14 protein-coding genes and 1 pseudogene are annotated in these 18,333 nt (G+C 60.0%); 7 read left to right on the top strand and 8 right to left on the bottom strand.

All coding sequences use genetic code 11. The features are described 5' to 3' along the window. Positions 1–229 precede the first annotated feature (229 nt). The 4 genes and pseudogenes from GWQ22_RS12770 (at position 230) to GWQ22_RS12755 (ending at position 4,966) form a co-directional block, all read left to right on the top strand. Positions 230–433, top strand: coding sequence for a transcriptional initiation protein Tat (locus GWQ22_RS12770; protein ID WP_021229865.1), 204 nt, complete (start codon positions 230–232; stop codon positions 431–433). Between the two features lie 35 nt (positions 434–468). After that, positions 469–3,369 (top strand): annotated as a pseudogene (locus GWQ22_RS12765) (formate dehydrogenase subunit alpha). A gap of 5 nt (positions 3,370–3,374) precedes the next feature. Next, positions 3,375–3,998 (top strand): formate dehydrogenase FDH3 subunit beta, encoded by a 624-nt coding sequence (fdh3B, locus tag GWQ22_RS12760; RefSeq protein ID WP_275930528.1) that lies wholly within the window; start codon positions 3,375–3,377, stop codon positions 3,996–3,998. After that, the gene (locus tag GWQ22_RS12755) at positions 3,995–4,966 is read left to right on the top strand and encodes a formate dehydrogenase subunit gamma (protein WP_275930527.1); all 972 of its coding nucleotides are present in this window, start codon (positions 3,995–3,997) and stop codon (positions 4,964–4,966) included. The genes fdh3B and GWQ22_RS12755 overlap by 4 nt, the downstream gene beginning before the upstream one ends. An 87-nt stretch (positions 4,967–5,053) precedes the next feature. Here the strand turns inward: GWQ22_RS12755 and GWQ22_RS12750 are convergent, their stop codons facing one another. Together GWQ22_RS12750 and GWQ22_RS12745 are read right to left on the bottom strand one after the other, a co-directional pair. Beyond that, positions 5,054–5,422 carry an ATP-binding protein gene (locus tag GWQ22_RS12750; RefSeq protein WP_275930526.1) on the bottom strand — a complete coding sequence of 123 codons (369 nt, stop codon included), beginning with the start codon at positions 5,420–5,422 and terminating at the stop codon, positions 5,054–5,056. Beyond that, positions 5,370–5,666 carry a response regulator gene (locus GWQ22_RS12745; protein ID WP_249126769.1) on the bottom strand — a complete coding sequence of 99 codons (297 nt, stop codon included), beginning with the start codon at positions 5,664–5,666 and terminating at the stop codon, positions 5,370–5,372. The genes GWQ22_RS12750 and GWQ22_RS12745 overlap by 53 nt, the downstream gene beginning before the upstream one ends. Before the next feature lie 228 nt (positions 5,667–5,894). Between GWQ22_RS12745 and GWQ22_RS12740 the strand changes: the two genes are divergently transcribed. Next, complete coding sequence (locus GWQ22_RS12740) at positions 5,895–6,260, top strand: DNA breaking-rejoining protein (protein WP_275930525.1); 366 nt, start codon at positions 5,895–5,897, stop codon at positions 6,258–6,260. Between the two features lie 215 nt (positions 6,261–6,475). Then, complete coding sequence (locus GWQ22_RS12735) at positions 6,476–8,191, top strand: NAD-dependent malic enzyme (protein WP_275930524.1); 1,716 nt, start codon at positions 6,476–6,478, stop codon at positions 8,189–8,191. 54 nt (positions 8,192–8,245) lie between these two features. On the opposite strand, the gene GWQ22_RS12730 is transcribed toward GWQ22_RS12735, so the two are convergent. Together GWQ22_RS12730 and GWQ22_RS12725 are read right to left on the bottom strand one after the other, a co-directional pair. After that, positions 8,246–8,587, bottom strand: a complete 342-nt coding sequence (locus GWQ22_RS12730; protein ID WP_042035171.1) for an RT0821/Lpp0805 family surface protein — start codon at positions 8,585–8,587, stop codon at positions 8,246–8,248. Beyond that, the gene (locus tag GWQ22_RS12725; RefSeq protein ID WP_275930523.1) at positions 8,584–9,987 is read right to left on the bottom strand and encodes a hypothetical protein; all 1,404 of its coding nucleotides are present in this window, start codon (positions 9,985–9,987) and stop codon (positions 8,584–8,586) included. Before GWQ22_RS12725 ends, GWQ22_RS12730 begins: the two co-directional genes overlap by 4 nt. 307 nt (positions 9,988–10,294) lie before the next feature. Between GWQ22_RS12725 and GWQ22_RS12720 the strand changes: the two genes are divergently transcribed. Beyond that, entirely contained in the window at positions 10,295–11,533 is a 1,239-nt protein-coding gene (locus GWQ22_RS12720) for a uracil-xanthine permease family protein (protein WP_212514384.1), read from the top strand. Between the two features lie 73 nt (positions 11,534–11,606). On the opposite strand, the gene GWQ22_RS12715 is transcribed toward GWQ22_RS12720, so the two are convergent. From GWQ22_RS12715 to pykF, 4 genes are all read right to left on the bottom strand, one after another. After that, positions 11,607–12,617, bottom strand: a complete 1,011-nt coding sequence (locus GWQ22_RS12715; RefSeq protein ID WP_275930522.1) for a beta-propeller fold lactonase family protein — start codon at positions 12,615–12,617, stop codon at positions 11,607–11,609. Positions 12,618–12,682: 65 nt separating this feature from the next. Next, a complete protein-coding gene (locus GWQ22_RS12710; RefSeq protein ID WP_249126772.1) occupies positions 12,683–12,922 on the bottom strand; it encodes a hypothetical protein in 240 nt (79 codons plus the stop codon). A 236-nt stretch (positions 12,923–13,158) separates the two neighbouring features. Next, positions 13,159–16,473, bottom strand: a complete 3,315-nt coding sequence (gene mscK / locus GWQ22_RS12705; RefSeq protein ID WP_275930521.1) for a mechanosensitive channel MscK — start codon at positions 16,471–16,473, stop codon at positions 13,159–13,161. Positions 16,474–16,620: 147 nt separating this feature from the next. Next, entirely contained in the window at positions 16,621–18,033 is a 1,413-nt protein-coding gene (gene pykF, locus GWQ22_RS12700) for a pyruvate kinase PykF (RefSeq protein WP_042035179.1), read from the bottom strand. Between the last annotated feature and the right edge of the window lie 300 nt (positions 18,034–18,333).

Here is an 18,333-nt window from a genome sequence, read left to right as displayed (position 1 = left end):
GGCCGCACGATGAAGAGCAAAAGTTAGCATGATCGTTACCATGTTCGGGAGTCACATAGGAGATCAGATCCTGGAAATCGGGAAAAGTGCCAATCAGTTCACAATATTTGTGTATAAGAGTCAGGTGCATAACAAGAGCTGCGCATAACAAAACGAGCAGACGAGATATCCCATTGGACACGAAGCTGGCGCGCAGGCGCTGGCAAGTACAAAAACAGAGGTCACAAGAATGAGCGATGAAAAGCTGAAAGACCCGTCCCGCCGCAATCTGATCAAGGGTGTTGGCGTGGTCGCCACCATTGGCGTGCTGGCCGGTGCCACCGGTCGGGTGGTGGGCAAAGAGGTGCTGACCCACGACACCGAGCCTGACAAGGGCTATCGGGAGACCCCCCATGTTCACGACTTTTATCGCACCCTGCGCGGCACCGACTGAGCCGGATCAGTGCCGAACATAGCGAAGGAGAATTCATGAAACTGACAAAACGTGCCGAGCCGGTCAAGGCGAGCGAGCAGGGCCACTTGCAAGGCTGTTTGCAGAATAATGGGGCCGCTTGCGGCCAGGGGCTGACCCGCCGCGCCTTTATGGTCAACTCCGGTCTGGTGGCCGGTGGCGCCGTGGCCGCCGGTTGGCTGGCCCCTGCTATGATGTAGCGGGCCGAGGCCAAAACCGTGGCGGCCGAGGTGCCGGTCGAGGTGAAGCGCACCATCTGCTCCCACTGCTCGGTGGGCTGCGGCGTCTATGCCGAGGTGCAGAACGGCGTCTGGACCGGTCAGGAGCCAGCGTTTGATCACCCCTTCAACCTCGGCGGTCACTGCGCCAAGGGGGCGGCCCTGCGCGAGCATGGCCACGGCGAGCGTCGCCTCAAGTACCCGATGAAGCTGGTGGGTGGCAAGTGGCAGCGCATCAGCTGGGATCAGGCCATCGAAGAGGTGGGCAATGAAGTGCTGCGCCTGCGCAAGGAGTCCGGCCCTGACAGCGTCTACTGGCTCGGCTCTGCCAAGCACTCCAACGAGCAGGCCTACCTGTTTCGCAAGATGGCGTCGCTCTGGGGCACCAACAACGTGGATCACCAGGCGCGCATCTGCCACTCCACCACGGTCGCTGGCGTAGCCAACACCTGGGGCTACGGCGCCATGACCAACAGCCTGAACGACATGCACAACAGCAAGTCGATCATGTTTATCGGCTCCAACCCGGCGGAGGCCCACCCGGTCGCCATGCAGCACATCCTGCTGGCGAAAGAGCGCAACGGCTGCAAGATCCTGGTGGTCGACCCGCGCCGCACCCGCACTGCCGCCAAGGCGGACATGTATCTCTCACTGCGTCCGGGCACCGACGTCGCCTTTATCTGGGGCATGCTCTGGCACATCTTCAAGCACGGCTGGGAAGACAAGGAGTTCATCCGCACCCGTGTCTACGGCATGGATGAGGTGCAAAAAGAGGTGGCGCGCTGGACTCCGGCCGAAGTGGAGCGGGTGACCGGCCTTAACGAACAGCAGGTCCATGGCGCTGCCAAGCTGCTGGCCGACAACCGCCCCGGCTGCGTGGTCTGGTGCATGGGCGGCACCCAGCACACCACAGGCAACAACAACACCCGCGCTTACTGCATCCTCGAACTGGCCCTCGGCAACGTGGGCAAGAGCGGGGCGGGCACCAACATCTTCCGCGGTCACGACAACGTGCAGGGAGCCACCGACTTTGGCGTCACCTCCGACTCCCTGCCCGGATACTACGGGCTGGAAGAGGGCTCCTGGAAGCACTGGGCCCGGGTGTGGGGTGTCGATTACGAGTGGATCAAGGCCCGTTTCGACAACAAGGCCTACAACGGCAAGTTGCCGATGAACAATAACGGCATTCCGGTCTCCCGCTGGGTGGATGGGGTGCTGGAGAACGCTGATCTCATCGAGCAGGGCTCCAATATCCGCGCCATGTTCTACTGGGGCCATGCGGTCAACTCCCAGACCCGCGGCCCGGAAATGAAGAAGGCGATGCAAAAGCTCGACATGATGGTGATTGTCGACCCGTACCCCACCGTCGCCTCGGTGATGAACGATCGCACCGATGGCGTCTACCTGCTGCCGGCCACCACCCAGTTCGAGACCTATGGTTCCGTCACCGCCACCAACCGCTCCATGCAGTGGCGCGACAAGGTGATAGAACCCCTGTTCGAATCCAAGGTCGACCACGAGATCATGTATCTGCTGAGCAAGAAGCTCGGCTTTGCCGATGAGCTCTTCAAGCACATCAAGGTGGAGAACAACCAGCCACTGCTGGAAGACATCACCCGCGAATACAACCGCGGCATGTGGAGTGTGGGCTACACCGGCCAGAGCCCGGAGCGGCTCAAGGCGCACCAGCAGAACTGGCACACCTTCCACAAGACCAACCTCAAGGCCGAGGGCGGCCCGGTCAGTGGCGAAGTGTATGGTCTGCCCTGGCCCTGCTGGGGTACCCCGGAGATGAAGCATCCCGGCAGCCACATCCTCTACGACACCAGTATTCCGGTCTCGGAAGGGGGCGGCGGTTTCCGTGCCCGTTTCGGCATCGAGTATCAGGGCGTCTCGCTGCTCGCCGAAGACTCCTGGCCCAAGGGGAGTGAGGTGGAAGACGGCTATCCCGAGATCACTGCCGACCTGATGAAGCAGCTCGGCTGGTGGGATGAGCTGACCGAGGCCGAGAAGAAGGAGGCCGAGGGCAAGAACTGGAAGACCGATCTCTCCGGCGGTATCCAGCGGGTCGCCATCAAGCACGGCTTCGTTCCCTACGGTAACGCCAAGGCGCGCTGCGTGGTGTGGACCTTCCCGGATCAGGTGCCCAAGCACCGCGAGCCGCTCTATACCCCGCGCCGCGACTTGCTGGCTGACTACGCCACTTGGCCTGATTCGAAGAGCCTGTGGCGCTTGCCGACCCAGTACGCCTCGGTGCAGGAGAAGGATGTCAGCAAGGAGTTCCCGATCATCCTCACCTCCGGCCGTCTGGTCGAATACGAGGGAGGCGGCGACGAGACCCGCTCCAACCCCTGGCTCGCCGAGTTGCAGCAGGAGATGTTCGTCGAGATCAACCCGGCGGATGCCAACGATGTCGGCGTGCAGGATGGTCAGGATGTGTGGGTCGAGGGGCCGGAAGGGGGCCGGGTCAAGGTGAAGGCGCTGGTGACCCCGCGGGTCAAGCCGGGGCTCGCCTTTATGCCGTTCCACTTCGGCGGCCACTTCGAGGGCAAGGATCTGCGATCCAAATATCCGGAAGGGTCTGACCCTTATGTGCTGGGTGAATCGGTCAACATAGTCACCACCTATGGTTATGACCCTGTCACCCAGATGCAGGAGACCAAGGTCACCCTGTGCCGTTTTCGCAAAGTAGGAGCTTAGATTTCATGGCCAGAATGAAATTCATGTGTGACACCAAGCGCTGCATCGAGTGCAACGGCTGTGTGACGGCGTGCAAGAACGAGAACGATGATGCCCTCGAGTGGGGCATCCAGCGTCGCCGGGTGGTGACCCTCAACGACGGCCTGCCGGGCGAGATCTCCATCTCCGTCGCCTGCATGCACTGCACCGACGCCCCCTGCATGGCGGTCTGCCCGGCCGACTGCTTCTATCACACCGACGACGGCATAGTGCTGCACAACAAGGATCTCTGCATCGGTTGTGGCTACTGCCTGTTTGCCTGCCCGTTCGGGGCGCCCCAGTTCCCGAAAACCGCCGCCTTCGGCGATCGGGGCAAGATGGACAAGTGCACCTTCTGCGCCGGTGGCCCGGAAGAGGATCACAGCGAGGCGGAGCGCCAGAAGTACGGAGCCAACCGCATCGCCGAGGGCAAGCTGCCGATGTGTGCCGAGCTCTGCTCCACCAAGGCGCTGCTGGCGGGGGATGCACAGGTGATCTCCGACATCTTCCGCGAGCGGGTCGCCTATCGCGGGGCCAAGGATGCGGCATGGGGTAACGGCGATGAGCTGTTCCATGATGCCAGCAAGGCGGGCAAGGGAGGGGCAGCATGAAAACCTGGCTAATGGCCCTGTTTGCTGCCCTGCTGCTGGTGAGTACCGCAAGTTTCGCCGATGCCGAGCAAGAGGCGGTCGGCTTTGCTGGCGCCGATTACTGGCGGGCGGTGAAGGATGGGCAGGAGGGGGTGACCACCTCCCGCTCGCCGGAGCACGGGGTGCTGATCTCGGTGCCGGGTCAGCTCTGGTTCGAGGTGAAGACCAAGTGGGTGTCACCGCTCGGCGCTATCGCCATTTTTGGATCCTTGGCCATGTGTGGCCTGATGTACCTGGTCGTGGGGCAGACCAAGCTCTCCAAACCGCGCACCGGGCGCAAGCTCAAGCGCTGGAGCAGGCTGGATCGGGCGCTGCACTGGACTACGGCGGCCATGTTTCTGACCTTGTCCGGGTCGGGGCTGGCCATCATCTACGGCAAGTATTTTATCAAGCCGGTGGTGAGCCTCGGGGTGTGGGAGAACTGGATCTGGTTTGCCAAGGTGTTCCACAACTACGTGGGGCCGCTCTTCTTCCTCTGCCTGATGGGGGTGCTCATCAAGTGGTTCCGCCACAACATCGTCAATATGGTGGATGTGCAGTGGTTCATGAAGTTTGGCGGCATGCTCGGCAAGCACAAGGGGAGTCACCCTTCGGCGGGCTTCTCCAACGGCGGCGAGAAGGCGATCTTCTGGCTGCTAATCTGGTTTGGCGGCATTGTGGTGGCGACCGGGCTGTTCCTTGATTTCCCCATCTTCGGCCAGCTGCGCCGCCAGATGGAGTGGGCCAGCTTTATCCACATCGTCGGTGCGCTGATCCTCATCTGCGGCTTTATCTTCCATATCTACATGGGCCTGTTCCAGCTGGAAGGGGCGCTGGAGGGGATGGTGACCGGCGAGGTGGACGAGACCTGGGCCAAGGAGCACCACGACCTCTGGTATGAAGAGGTAAAGCATCAGCTCGATGAGCCCAAGGTGGGCAAGTCCGGCTGAGACGTGATGAAGGGATGAAACATGAAAGGACGCCGAGGCGTCCTTTTTTATTGTCTGTTCCTGATTGTCTCGTCAACGCAAGCCTCTTTACAGGGGCGGCTGCAGGGGGAGCCTGATCTGGTATGTCAGCCCCTGGCCGGGCGGGCTGGTGACGGTCAGTTGGCCGTGCAGGTTGTTCTCCACCAGATTGTGGATGCGGCAGGCGCTCAGGCCGCAGTGGCTGGTGCTGCCGCGCAGGGTGGTGAAGAAGGGTTCGAACAGGCGGGGCAGCTGTTCGGCCGTCATGCCGGGGCCCGAGTCCCGATAGGTCAGCAGCAGCTCGTTGCCGCTTTGCGCTATGTTCAGGCCCAAGCTGTGTGGCCCAGGCCCCTTGAAGGCGTGCTCCATGCTGTTCTTGATGAGTTCATGCACCAGATCGAGAAACAGCGACTCGGGGGCGATCCTCGTTGTTAGCACTGATGAAGAGGACGGGCAGGCACCACTGGCCCGGCAACTGCTTGATGCGGCGGCACGCTTCATAACCATTCATCACCGGCATGTTGATGTCCATCAACACCAGTGCGGGAGGGGACCGGGTGGCCGCATCCAGCGCCTGCTGTCCATCGGTCGCCTCGCGCACCGGGTAACCCGCCTCTTCCAGCAGGCAGCGCAATATGTAGCGGTTGGATGCCATGTCATCGACGATCAGGATATCACTCATAGTGCGGCTTCCCGGAATAGGGGGGAGAGAACCCCTGCTGTGGGTTTGCTGTTGAGCATAGTTGTCCGCCATATTCATTGCGTTGACAACCCTTTGGCATCGTCAAATCGTGTGGTTTTTTACGCAGGGGCGAGCAACAGTAAGGGCGGTTTCGTTTATTAACGAGGAGAACAAGGATGAAGAGAACATTGCTGGTAGCCATCTGTTCATTTGGTCTGCTGGGGGGGAATGGCATCCGGGGTCGTGCAGGCGGCCGATGACATCAAGACCCAGCAGGTGCAGTTCAAGAAAGGGGAGTCCGGTGCCATCATTAAGGGTACGATCCAGGGGCATGAGACGCTGGACTACACACTGACCGCCAACAAGGGCCAGAGCATGGCGGTGACCCTGACGGGAAAATCGAGCACCTATTTCAATATCTTGCCACCAGGCAGCACGGGGGAGGCGATATTTATCGGTTCCAGCGAGGGCAACAATTTCCAGGCAAACCTGCCAGCCAAGGGGACCTACACCATTCGGGTCTACCAAATGGGCGCTGCCGAAACCAGCAAGGCCAAGCATGCCTTCAAATTGGAGGTGAACATCAGCGATTGAGTCTTTAACTGCCATGGGAATGAACACACGGTGGCTGCGGTCGCCGTGTTTGTTTCAGGTTGTACTCCGGCTCTGCGCCCGGCCTGATCATGTTTTTGGCCGCAGGGTATGCCCGAGCTCACAAAACGAAACAACCAAACGTCATATGATTGATTTCATTATGAGTCTTGCTCTCCTGCCGAACGGCAATTTCACGTAAATCAAAGAGAACGACTATGGCTACCGGACAATATCTGCTGTGGAAAGATGCACAGGGACAGGATTTTCGCCCCGTTGCACTGACTGGCACTGATCTGCTCAACGATCGCAACCTCAACAAGGGCACAGCCTTCACCGAACAGGAGCGCGCCGACTTCGAGCTCGACGGCCTGTTGCCTCCTCAGGTTCAAACCTTTGAGGCCCAGCTGGATCGGGTCTATCAGGGCTTCTTGAGCGCCTGCAGCGACATCGAGAAGTACCAGAACCTGCGTGCCCTGCAAGATCGCAATGAAACGCTGTTTTATGCCCTGCTATCGCGGCACGTGGAAGAGATGACCCCCATCATCTACACCCCGACCGTCGGCAAGGCGTGTCAGGAGTTCAGCCACCGCTATCAGAAGGCGCGCGGTCTTTACATCACCCCGAAAAACGTCGATGACATGGGCTCACTGGCCCGTCAGCTGGATGCAAAATCGGTGCGCATCATAGTGGTGACCGACAGCCAGGGCATCCTGGGGATAGGTGACCAGGGGGTGGGTGGCATGGGGATCCCCATCGGCAAGCTCTCCCTCTATACCCTGGCGGCCGGTATCCACCCCGCCTGCTGCCTGCCGATCGCCCTTGATGTAGGGACCGACAATCAGGCCCTGCTGGATGATCCCATGTATCTGGGTCAGCCTCACAAGCGCATCCGTGGCAAGGAGTATGACGACTTCATCGACAAGTTCGTGGCCGGAGTCAAGCGCCACTTCCCGAACGCCGTGCTGCAGTGGGAAGACTTCAGCAAGTCCAACGCCTTCAACAATCTCTCCCGCTACCAGCAATCCCTGCCGTCGTTCAACGACGATATTCAGGGCACGGGCGCCGTGGTACTGGCCGGTATCATAGGGGCGGTCAAGGTCAAGGGGGAGACTCTGGGTCAGCAGAACTATCTGGTCTATGGCGCTGGCGCCGGCGGGGTAGGGGTTGCAGATCAGATCTGTGCGGGCATGATCCGCGAGGGTCTGGACCCGCAGGCGGCCCGCGATCGTATCTATATCCTGGATACCCAGGGGCTGGTGTGTGACAACCGCGATGGCCTTGACGAGTACAAGCGTCGTTACGCCAAGCCGGGTCTGCTGCTGGCTGGCTGGGATACCGAAGTGCCCGGCAGGGCCAACCTGACCAACGTGCTGCGCCATGTGCCCATCACAGTGCTGCTCGGCACCAGCGGTGCCGGTGGCGCCTTCAAGGAGGAGCACGTGCAACTGATGCAAAAGCACTGTGCCCGTCCCATGGTGTTCCCGCTCTCCAACCCGACTGCCAACTGTGAAGCATTGCCGGAAGACATCTACCGCTGGAGCCAGGGCAAGGCCATCGTCGCCACCGGTAGCCCGTTCAAGGACGTGACCTTCGATGGCAAGGATTACCGCATTGGCCAGGGCAACAACGTCTTTATCTTCCCCGGGGTGGGGCTGGCCGCCATCGTCAGCCAGCTGAGCGAGATCAGCCCGGATATCTTCACCACGGCCGCCTTTGCGCTGGCCGAGTGCGTGAACGAGGTGGATCTGGCACAAGGTTCCGTCTATCCGCGGATCCGCGAGCTGCGCAACATCTCGGTGCACGTGGCGACCTCCGTGCTGAAAGACATAGTGCGCAAGGATCCATCCCACCCGCTGATCGGGCAGGATCTGCAGCAGCATATCCTGAGCCACATGTGGGAACCGCTCTACCTGCCTTATCGCCGGGTATGACGGCCGAAAGCGTGAGATGAAAGGGGGTGGCCGTCAGGCCACCCCCTTTTTTCGTCAGCTGCGCAGCGGCAGCCAGTGCCCATCCTTGCTGCGGCAGGCGGTATCTTCCCACTGCTGGCTTTCCTGGCCTATATAGAGCTGCTCGCGATAGTCGCGACACCAGAGGCCATTGGGGTGGCGGAAGGTGCGCAGCGGCGTGACACTGCCACTGTGACGGTTAGCGGCATTGAACCAGGTGAGGCTCTGCCCTTTGGGGCGGGTTTGCAGCGCCTCTGCCAGCGCCTGATTGGCCAATACCACATCGGCCTTGTCCATCTGGTGGTAAAGCGGTGGGCTGTCGACCGTCGCGCAGCCAGTGAGGCCGAGCAGGAAAAGTGGTAACAGATAACGCATTATGGTTGCCCCTGTTCACGAAAACTGCGGTTGAGCAGAGCACGCTCCTGCTCATCGGTAAGCACTTGCTTACGATCATCGATGGTGCCATCGCCCCGCAGCTTGTTGCCGTTGGCATCGACGGTATCCACACCGTTATCATCAATGGTGCCGTCGCCCCGTAGCTTGTTGCCGTTGGCATCGACGGCATCCACACCGTTATCATCAATGGTGCCGTCGCCCCGCAGCTTGTTGCCGTTGGCATCGACGGCGTCCACACCGTTGTCGTCGATGGTGCCGTCGCCCCGCAGCTTGTTGCCGTTGGCATCGACGGCATCCACACCGTTGTCGTCGATGGTGCCGTCGCCCCGCAGCTTGTTGCCGCTGGCATCGACTGCGTCCACACCGTTATCATCGATGGTGCCGTCGCCCCGCAGCTTGTTGCCGTTGGCATCGACGGCATCCACACCGTTGTCGTCGAGGCCGTTGCCAAGGCCGCGTCCACCAGCATGATGATCCCCTCCGGCGTGACGATCTCCTCCGGCGTGTTCACCGCCGCCATTGTCATCACTACCCTGGCTACCCCCGTCGCTGCCGCCACTGTTGTCGCTGCCGCCACTGTTGTCGCTACCGCCACTGTTGTCGCTGCCACCACTGTTGTCGCTGCCGCCACTGTTGTCGCTGCCGCCACTGTTGTCGCTGCCGCCACTGTTGTCGCTGCCGCCACTGCTGTCGCTACCGCCACTGCTGTCGCTGCCGCCACTGCTGTCGCTACCGCCCCCATTCCCGCCACTACCGCTGCTGCCATCGCCATCCTTGTTGTGAACGATCAGCGAGTTGGCTATATAGCTGTGGCTGCCATCGAGGATCAGGTTGAACAGTGCCGTGGTGGGCGGGCTGTCAATCCAGTAGAGCGATTCCACCAGCAGCTCGCTCGGTTGGGGAGCCAGCGCCAGATTGCCTGCACTGGCAGCGGCTGCTGGCCAGCCCAGCAGGCGCATGCCGGTAAAGAGTGGCAACACGGCCAGGGCCGGGTTCTCGGTACGGGTCATGGCGGGCGAGATGGCCGCCCAGCCGCGAGAGGTCAAGAAGGGGTGTTCCGCCGTGAAGAAGGGAGCCAGTTGGTTGATTCCGTAGAGCTTGCGCTCCCCCAACAGCACGCGCTCGATAGCCAGGATCCGGTTGAGATGACCATGTTGATCCAGCACACATTCACCGGCTTGCAACGTCTCTATGGGGCGTTCGCTGCCGTCGGCCATGACGATCCGGGTACCGGCAATGAAGCAGGACTTGGCATAGGCCTGATTCATTTGCCACTCGTTGTGGGTGAAATCATAACTGAATGGGGTAGCAAACAGGGCCAATGCGATGGCCGATCCCACCAGTAATTTGCGCTGGCTGGGTTTGAAAGAGGGCAGTGTCATGGGGGACTCCTTGTCCGGCTGGGTTCACGCAATCAAGTATAGAGTGACCCTATGGCGGAGCAGGGGTGAGTCCTTGACAAACAAAGTAGCGTGGAAAAACGATTGGCGTCTGCCATAAAAGTGCGTAAAATCGCATACTCGATGCTTGTAGCAACGAATCCCGCCCAAAAAGCCAGTTTCACGCCCTCCCCAAGCAGTAAAAGGTAACGAATGACGCCAAGTGGCCCATTTAACACCTTGAAAACGTCTTGTGATAACTGAAAAGTGTTAAATATCCCTGTCGGTTATCAAAAAATTAAGGACATCCATGTTTTCCTTAGTCAAGCAAAGTGTCGCCGGGCTGCAAATCCTGTTTGTCGCCTTCGGTGCCATGGTTCTGGTGCCCCTGCTCACCGGACTGAACCCCTCCATGGCCCTGCTTGGCGCCGGTGTGGGAACCCTGTTGTTCCAGCTCTGCACTCGCCGCCAGGTGCCGATTTTCCTCGGTTCCAGCTTTGCCTTCATCGCCCCCATCATTTACGCCACCCAGACCTGGGGACTGCCATCCACTATGTTTGGCTTGATTGCCGCCGGTTTTATGTACTTCATCCTGGCCGCACTCATTCGCGTGCGGGGCATGGGCTTTGTGAACAAGTTGCTGCCGCCCGTGGTGATTGGCCCCGTGATCATGGTGATCGGCCTGTCGGTCGCTCAGGTTGCCTGCAACATGGCGATGGGCCGTGCCGGTGGAGAACAGGTGGTGCCTGCCACGACGGCGTTGGCGTTGGCGGGCATCTCGCTGGCGGTGACCCTGATTGCGGCCGTGTTCTGCAAGGGCTGGATCAAGCTCATCCCCATCCTGTGCGGTGTGATTGCAGGTTATGTCGCGGCCGTGCTGATGGGGCAGGTGAACTTCGATGGTCTGGTCAACACACCCTGGCTGGCGCTGCCTCACTTCGAAACCCCGGAGATCAACTGGGCCGCAGCGCTGTTCATGCTGCCGGTGGCCATCGCCCCCTGTATCGAACATATTGGCGGCGTGCTCGCCATCGGTGGCGTGACCGGGCAGGACTACACCAAGAACCCGGGTCTGCACCGTACCCTGGCCGGTGACGGCATTGGCGTCTGCTTTGCCGGTTTCATCGGTGGCCCACCCGTGACCACTTACGCCGAAGTGACCGGTGCCGTGATGATCACCCGCAACTTCAACCCTGTCACCATGACCTGGGCTGCCGTGTTTGCCATCATTCTGGCCTTCTTCGGCAAGTTCAATGCCCTGCTGACCTCCATCCCCATGCCGGTGATGGGCGGTATCATGCTGCTGCTGTTCGGCTCCATCGCAGCCATCGGTCTCAAGACGCTGGTGGAATCCAAGGTGGATCTGGGGCTGGCCCGTAACATCGCCATCGTGGCCGTGACCCTGACGGTCGGTGTCGGCGCGCTGGAGATGAAGATAGGTGACTTCGCCCTGGCCGGTGTCGGCCTGGCATCGGTTGCCGCCATACTGCTCAACCTGATCCTGCCTGCCAGCACCGAAGAGGGAGCCATGGAGAGCGCCAAGGACTAAGCAAAGATTGCTGTCAGTCAAATCGTGAGGCCACCCCCGGGTGGCCTCACTCATTTCAACGGATTTCTCGACGTCACTCGCACAAGGCCAGCACCCGCACCCACATGGCCCCGTCGCCTACCGGATGGCGTGTGAGCAGCGTCAGCTCACCGCTGCCCGGGTCTATGCGGTGCACGGCAAGTTGGTGGGAAGCTTGCCCGGCCGCCAGCAGATAGCGGCCGCTGTGATCGATGGCAAAGCCGCGAGGCATGGTCTCTGTCGGGAAGTGGGACCGCAGGGTCAGGCTGCCATCCTGCGCAGCTATGCCAAACAGGGTCAGCAGGCTGCTGGCTCGTTCGCAGCTGTAAAGAAAACGGCCATCCGGTGTGACATGCAGATCCGCCCCCCAGCGCTCTCCCTGATATCCCGCTGGCAGCATGTCCAGGCTCTGTTGCAGATGGATATGGCCATCGGCCTGCCTGTGGTAGCGGTTGATGGTGCAATCGAGCTCGTTCAGGCAGTAGATATCGCCATTGACGGGGTGCAGCGTCAGGTGCCTTGGCCCGGCACCGCTGACGGTATGCAGATCCCCCAGCGGATGGGGCGCCAGCCGCCCCTTGTCGTTCAGGGTGAAGCGGCGGATGGCATCTTCCGTGAGACAGGCGACCATAACCTCCTGCTCGCCCTGCTCATCTGCGCCCAGCAGAGTGGCCGAGTGGGCGGCCTGCAAGCCATCTAGCTGCTGATGGGGCGCTTCTACCCGGCCGCCACTACCGATGGGGGAGACGGTGACATGGTTGAAGGCGTAGGAAGCCGCCAGCAGGAAGCGGCCGCTGGCATCGATGGCGGTGTGCGAGGCACTGCCCGCCAGCGGCGCCGAGCCCTGTTCGCTGAGCCGGCCATCCAAGCCAATCCGGTAGCTGATGACTGCAAAGTCGGGTCGCACGGCGGCATAGAGCCAGCGCCTGTCGGGACTTATCACCAGCGGTTGTACCTGACCCGGCGTGCTCACCAGCTGCAAGAGTTGCATCTCTCCCGTGTCGGCCAGGGCAAACACATGGATCTGCTGGCTGCCGGGGCTGGCGACATAAACGACCTGCTGCATCTGATATCAACTCCTTGTCATGGGTAACGGCAGGCCAATTTTATCTCCATCCTTCGGGGTTTTGCTTACTCTTTTGCCCGGGCCGGGCACACCACCTGATGGGCCTTCAGGCGATAGCTCGCCATCTGCGGGTAGCGGAAGAAGCCCACTTCCCACGGTTTTTTCTGCAAAAACGCGGCGTGAACGGCTTCGAGGAGGGGATGATCCTGTGGGATCTGGTAGGCATCGGCGGTGATGATGGTGTCATTCCATTTGGTGGCCAAACCGGGCCCGCGAGTCGCTGGCGAAATGGCAGCGGCCGTCATGCGTGAGCCGTTGGGATTTGAAGGTCTCGGGGAAGGGGATGAAGAAGCGGTTAGCGTTATCCGAGGATAGAAAGAACCGCGCGTGGTGTGCGACTGTGACCGGTCACGGGGGACCTACACCCCTATCCGATTCTCGCCTCGCCATCACACAACCGCCAACCCGGTTCTGGCAGGTTGATCCCGGACCATAAAAAAGGCCCCGTCACGGGGCCTTAGGGAGTGGTTGTCGTCCGGCATCAGGCGGGCTGCTGGCCCGGCAGGGCATCGGAGTTGGGCTCCACCTTCAGCTCTTCACCCTTCATGTTCTTGATGTAGACATCCATCTGGTTGAACGCGATCTCGATGCCGTTCGCCTTGAACAGGGCGTCTATCTTACGGTTCAACTCGTCCACCGTCGGGTTGCGATCGCTGAGCTCACTCACGAAGAAGCGCAGCTCATGTTCCAGGGTGCTGGGACCGAAGGTGAGGAAGTAGACGATGGGAGCCGGATCCTTCAGCACGCGGCTGTTCTCGTCGGCCGCCTGTTTGAGCAGGGTGCGGGTCAGCTCCAGATCCGAGCCGTAAGCCACCCCCACCCGTACGATTACCCGGGTGACTGTGTCACTCAGCGACCAGTTGATCAGTCGCTCGGTCATCAGCACCTTATTGGGGATGATCACCTCTTTACGGTCGAAGTCGGTGATGGTGGTAGAGCGGATACGGATCTTGGAGACGGTGCCGGAGAAGGTACCAATGGTGACAGTGTCACCAATCCGCACCGGACGCTCGAACAGTATGATGATGCCGGAGATGAAGTTACCGATGATTTCACCCAAGCCAAAACCGATACCGACGGTCAGACCTGCAGCCATCCATTGTAGTTTTTCCCACTGCATGCCGAGCATGGAGAGCGCCGTCAGGGTACCTATCCCGATGAGCAGATAGTTGAGCATGGTGGTAATGGCGTAGACAGTGCCTTGGGCCAGGCTCAACTTGGAGAGCACCAGCACTTCCAGCAGACCTGGCAGGTTACGAGCCAGTGACCAGATTGCCCCCAGCATGAAGATAGCGGTCAGAGCGTCGCTCAGGCTGATCGGGAAGAGCACGGCATTTGCACCGGTCCCTTCACTGCGGTACCACAGCACCATGCTGTCGAGGTAGGAGAAGACCGCCACCAGATCAGACCAGAGCCAGTAGAAGGCGACACCGAATACCAGCAGCAACACAGTGCGGGTCAAGCGCAGGGATTGCTGGCTGACCTCTTCCAGATCCATGGGCTGCTCTTCGATGGACTCGCCACCTTCTGCATCTTCCACCGATCTGTGTTCACGCTTGGCGACGGCGCGGCGGTAGGCCAGGCGACGGGCCGCCAGCTCCAGACCACGCAGTGAGGTGCGATAGACCAGGCGCCAGATGATCAGCAGGTAGAAGGACTCCACCAGACGGCCAGTCAGTTTCAGCGCCGTGTAGTAGTAGCCCAGTCCGACCAGCACCATCAGTGCCACCGGCGCCAGCGCCAGGGCGCCCGCGGTGATCGACTGTTGCAAGCTGCCCTCGCCCTTGATAATGGCGCGAGAGATGGGGAACACCAGATAGGTGGTTAGGCCCAGCAGCAGCAGGGTCAGCGCCTGGCCGATAACATCGTTGCCCAGCGACGAGGGCTCTACGACCGCCTTGGTAGAGAGCATGATGAGTGGCAGCAGCGGCAGCCACAGGTAGCGCATGCTGGTGCGCTTGGCCTGCAACACGGCCTTCGGAATGCGGAAGTGCGATTCGGCAATGCCACCCGGGCGCATCACCGTCAGATAGACGCTGAACACCAGATAACCGAGGGCGAGGTTGAGGGTGATCTGGAAAATCAGTTTGGGACTGAGCAGGCCACAGTAAGCGAGCCAAAGACCGGCCGCCAGTATGAACAGGCTACCCGGCAGGCGCTGCAGCACGGTATAGAGCAGAGCGCGCGGGGTATGCCACTGGCTGTCTTGGCGGAAGCGACCAAGGTCTTTGGTGATCTTCTTCTCGCGCTCAATCAGGGTCGGGCGCCGCCATACCAGCAGACCGCCGATCAGCAGTAGCGGAAAGGCCAGCAGGGAGACCCCCAGCAGCTTGGCACGCCAGCTTTGCCAGTCCGGCTTCAGCACCCAGTCAGAGGCTTGCTTGTAGGCCAGGGCTGGCCAGTTGATGAACCACTTCATGTCGATGGGTTTGTTACTGCTGACCCAGAAGATGTGTTGCTGCAGGGTAAATTCGATGGAAGCGTAGATCCGTGCCAGCTGCTGCTGGGTCAGTTGCAGGCTGATGGCGTTGGTCAGCTGACTGTCGAGTTGACGGTTGAGCTGGTCGAGCAGGTTGATGCGGGTGTCGAGCAGGGTGGCGAGGCTGGCTCTGTCCTCTGCACTGACCGGCTCTCTGCTGTTGGCGATCAGGTTGTCCAGATATTGGTTTTTCTGAAACAGTTGATCACGTTGCTGACTCAGTTCGAACTGGGCCAGATGCAGGTCGGCGATCTGCTCTTCCAGATTTTTGACCAGAGTGGAAGGGGCGGACTCCAGCTGTTGGTAGAGCTGATAGAGGATGCGGGAGAGCAGCAGGTTGCCCTTGAGCATCTGTACCTGTTCGTTCAGGTTGCGCTCTGTCTGGGTGCCGCGTTCCAGCCAGCTCTTGGCTTGCAGGTTCTTCTGCACCAGTTTGTTGAGATTGGCGGTGGCGCTGACCAGTTGCTGGCTGAGCTGATGGTTGAGTTCCTGCTCTTTTTGTACCAGTGGGTTATCGTCGATGGCGACCAGTTCGCCGGTTTGTTCGGCCGTTTTTTCGGTATCGCCCAGACGTTTGGCACTGCTCTGTTCTTGCAGCAGTTGCAGCTTTCTCTCCTCGTTGGCGAGGCGGGCATTCTGGTAGTCCCGTTGCTTGACCGCCAGATCCTGCATGCTGGTGCGGTTATCCAGCTGTTGTTGCAGGTTGGCAAGTTGCAGCTCCAGCAAGGCCAGTTCCGCGCCCAGCTTCATCTTCTCTGCGCTGCTCACCCCGTCACCTGCGTTGAGGCGGGTACGGATCTTCTGGCTGTCCTGGTAAGCGCGGCTCATGTTGGCCTGTGCGCGCTCCGGCAGGGTCTGCAGGCTGGTCAGCTGGCTGCTGATGGTGCCGAGGGCCTCCTGGGCATTCTGCATGTTGGCCACGACATCTGGCTGGCGACTCTCCAGCTCGCTCAGGCTCATACGGGCGTATTCGCTCGTGATCTGCTCGTCGCTCTTGTTCTGGGCCAGGGCATCGAGTTTGGCGCTGATATCCCTGAGCTCGCCGGGCAGCGCGCGAATGCGTTGGGCCTGGCTCTTGGCCTTGGCCTGCTCCTTCTCGATACTGTCGAGCAGGCTGAGGGTCTCGGTCAGAAACTTCTGGTCTGTCTGTTGGCTGACGGTGAGGGTATCTGACTTGCCGATGGCATCGAGCGCACGCTGTACGCTGGCCCGTTGGGGCAGCTCTTGCGCCATGGCTTGCGGTACGCAGAGGCTGATGAATATGCAGAGCAGCGGCAACAGGGTGGCCGAGGCTCTTTTAAAACGTGTTGAGAGCATAAAACTTCCGGGTTATTACGCGATATTTGGGACATTTCCCATTTGAATTCAATCCGCGTGGATTCTAACACCGGGCTTGCACGGGAAGCAGGGGGACAGATAAAAAAAACGGCGCCCGCAGGCGCCGTTTCATCGGTTCAGTACGAATTAGAGTACGTGAACGGAGGCGGTGTTGGTGGTGCCGCTCGGTACCAGGGCACCGGAGACCATGACGACCACGTCACCCTTCAGACCCATGCCGCTGGCCAGTGCCGCTTCTTTACCGATGTGATAGAAATCGTCGGTAGAGGCGATGCTGTCAACCACGTGAGCAACCACACCCTTGGTCAGAACCAGCTGGGCAGCGGTCTTCTTGTTGGTGGTGATGGCCAGGATCCAGGCTTGCGGGAAGTACTTACGAATGGCCTTGGCAGACTTGCCGCCTTCGGTGGCAACCACGATCAGCGGGGCATCCAGCTTCTCGGAGGTCTCGACCGCGCCTTTACATACGGCTTCGGTGATGCGCAGCTTGTTGCTGTCGTTGGCAGCAGACAGGTTGGACGGCATCACGGCGTCGGTACGCTCGCAGATGGTGGCCATGATGGTCACGGCTTCCAGCGGGTACTTGCCCTTGGCGGACTCACCGGACAGCATGACTGCGTCGGTACCGTCCAGGATGGCGTTGGCTACGTCGCCGGCTTCAGCGCGGGTCGGACGCGGGTTCTTGATCATGGAATCCAGCATCTGGGTGGCGGTGATGACCACTTTACGTGCCTTGTTGCACTTGGTGATGATCATCTTCTGGGCGAAGATCACTTCTTCAACCGGAATTTCCACGCCCATGTCGCCACGCGCAACCATGATGCCGTCGGAGACCGCCAGGATCTCGTCGAAGTTATCCAGGCCTTCCTGGTTTTCGATCTTGGAGATGATCTGGATGTTCTCGCCACCGTGGGCTTTCAGGTGCTCACGGATTTCCAGCACGTCTTCTTTCTTGCGAATGAAGGACGCCGCAACGAAATCAACGCCTTGCTCGCAGCCGAAGATGAGGTCGCGCTTGTCTTTCTCGGCCAGGGCCGGCAGCTTGATGGAGACGCCCGGCAGGTTGATGCCCTTGTTCTCGCCCAGATCACCGTTGTTCAGCACTTTACAGATGACTTCACGCTCGGTGATTTCGATCACGTCCAGGCCGATCAGGCCGTCATCCACCAGGATGCGGTTGCCGACGCGCAGGTCGTTGGCGAAACCGGCATAGGTCACGGCCACTTTGTCTTTGTTGCCAACCACGGTCTGGTCGGTGGTGAAGGTGAACGTCTGGCCAGCGACCAGGGCAACGTCGTTGCCGCCTTCCAGTTTGATGGTACGGATTTCCGGACCCTTGGTGTCGAGCAGGATGGCTGCATGCTTGCCGGTTTCGGCCATGACAGCGCGCAGGTTGCTGATACGACCGCCGTGCTCGGCGTAGTCGCCGTGGGAGAAGTTCAGGCGCATGACGTTCATGCCAGCATCCAGCATTTTAGCCAGCATTTCTTTAGATTCGGTCTTGGGGCCGATGGTGCAGACGATTTTGGTCTTTTTCATGTCAGTCTTCATGGTTAAGGAGTTTCCGCCGTGCAATATACACCAGTTTTTGGATACTTTTTATGATCCAGAAACAACGTTTTGACCAGATAACGTTTTCTTTTCAAGGATAACGTTTTCCTCCCGGCTACTTTTTAGGGCATAAATTAACTGGTCCGCGCAGATTTGGCATAAATGTTGCCATATGTATCCAGGCGCCGGCCCGCCTCATCAGATGTGGTAAAATGACGATCCCATCCTGTCATCAAGCCGTCATCAGTCCCGACAAGAATAGACCCGGTGACGGAACATGAGAGCCCC

It is taken from the genome of Aeromonas sp. 1HA1, from assembly GCF_029237385.1.
GTDB lineage: Bacteria > Pseudomonadota > Gammaproteobacteria > Enterobacterales > Aeromonadaceae > Aeromonas > Aeromonas popoffii.
The sequence above is the reverse complement of the archived record's forward strand: the minus strand, read 5'-3'. Positions and strand labels throughout refer to the sequence as shown.

What these genes read in the sequence shown, in the direction of transcription:
- GWQ22_RS12715 (WP_275930522.1), bottom strand. Translation starts at nt 12,617, where the DNA reads ATGCAGCAGGTCGTTTATGTCGCCAGCCCCGGCAGCCAGCAGATCCAT.
- GWQ22_RS12770 (WP_021229865.1), top strand. Translation starts at nt 230, where the DNA reads ATGAGCGATGAAAAGCTGAAAGACCCGTCCCGCCGCAATCTGATCAAG.
- GWQ22_RS12740 (WP_275930525.1), top strand. Translation starts at nt 5,895, where the DNA reads ATGGCATCCGGGGTCGTGCAGGCGGCCGATGACATCAAGACCCAGCAG.
- GWQ22_RS12720 (WP_212514384.1), top strand. Translation starts at nt 10,295, where the DNA reads ATGTTTTCCTTAGTCAAGCAAAGTGTCGCCGGGCTGCAAATCCTGTTT.
- GWQ22_RS12755 (WP_275930527.1), top strand. Translation starts at nt 3,995, where the DNA reads ATGAAAACCTGGCTAATGGCCCTGTTTGCTGCCCTGCTGCTGGTGAGT.
- GWQ22_RS12710 (WP_249126772.1), bottom strand. Translation starts at nt 12,922, where the DNA reads ATGACGGCCGCTGCCATTTCGCCAGCGACTCGCGGGCCCGGTTTGGCC.
- GWQ22_RS12745 (WP_249126769.1), bottom strand. Translation starts at nt 5,666, where the DNA reads ATGAGTGATATCCTGATCGTCGATGACATGGCATCCAACCGCTACATA.
- GWQ22_RS12735 (WP_275930524.1), top strand. Translation starts at nt 6,476, where the DNA reads ATGGCTACCGGACAATATCTGCTGTGGAAAGATGCACAGGGACAGGAT.
- pykF (WP_042035179.1), bottom strand. Translation starts at nt 18,033, where the DNA reads ATGAAAAAGACCAAAATCGTCTGCACCATCGGCCCCAAGACCGAATCT.
- fdh3B (WP_275930528.1), top strand. Translation starts at nt 3,375, where the DNA reads ATGGCCAGAATGAAATTCATGTGTGACACCAAGCGCTGCATCGAGTGC.
- mscK (WP_275930521.1), bottom strand. Translation starts at nt 16,473, where the DNA reads ATGCTCTCAACACGTTTTAAAAGAGCCTCGGCCACCCTGTTGCCGCTG.
- GWQ22_RS12725 (WP_275930523.1), bottom strand. Translation starts at nt 9,987, where the DNA reads ATGACACTGCCCTCTTTCAAACCCAGCCAGCGCAAATTACTGGTGGGA.